At 44.1% G+C, this 648-nt stretch carries 1 protein-coding gene and 1 pseudogene; both read right to left on the bottom strand.

Features of this window, described 5'->3' with window-relative positions; genetic code table 11:
• Positions 1-501: tetratricopeptide repeat protein (locus R7044_RS26020; protein WP_405540921.1), on the bottom strand; the 501-nt coding region annotated here is incomplete at its 3' end.
• Between the two features lie 21 nt (positions 502-522).
• A pseudogene (locus R7044_RS26015) lies at positions 523-648 on the bottom strand (type II secretion system F family protein); the annotation flags it as partial.

The following is a 648-nucleotide window of genomic DNA, read 5'->3' as shown; positions in this document are numbered from 1 at the left end:
AGTCTCTGCCGTGATGTTGTCGTTGGTAATGTTCGGGTTGCCTTTCATACGGATTTGGTCGGCATTAAGTGCGCGAATGTAATAACTCTTACCGACGTCTTTTTCTCCACGCTTGGTGTACAGCGTGCCAAGTTCTTGTAAGGAACCAATGTTGTCAGGATTTTCTGCAAGCGATGCACGAAAGGCTTTATCCGCCAGTTCGTAGTTCTCGCGAGCTAAGTGAATACGCCCGACGGTGTATAGCGTTTTGTCTTTATGCACCGCGTTAGGGAAAGAAAGGGAGCGAATGTATTCATACAATGCCAAATCGACATTTTTGTTGGTAAGCGCAATATCACCGCGCGAGATAGCCTCTTCCTCAGTTTTGGGCGGCTCATCATTGGTGAGCGACTCAACGGGTTTGCCAGAATACAAGCTGGAATCAAAATCGGATGCTTGTTCATTTGTTGCACATGCAGTGAGCACCAACAACGAGATGATGACGTATTTCTTAATCCACAACATAACTATCCCTATTTTTATCTAATTAGAAAATGCCTCAGCCAATGAAATTAACGCAGGTCCGATAGCCACAATGAAAAAGCATGGCCAAATAAATATCACCATTGGAAACATCATCTTGACTGGGATTTTTGCAGCAATTTCTTC

The sequence above is a fragment of the Vibrio sp. 1402 genome (genome assembly GCF_033340275.1).
The sequence above is the reverse complement of the archived record's forward strand: the minus strand, read 5'-3'. Positions and strand labels throughout refer to the sequence as shown.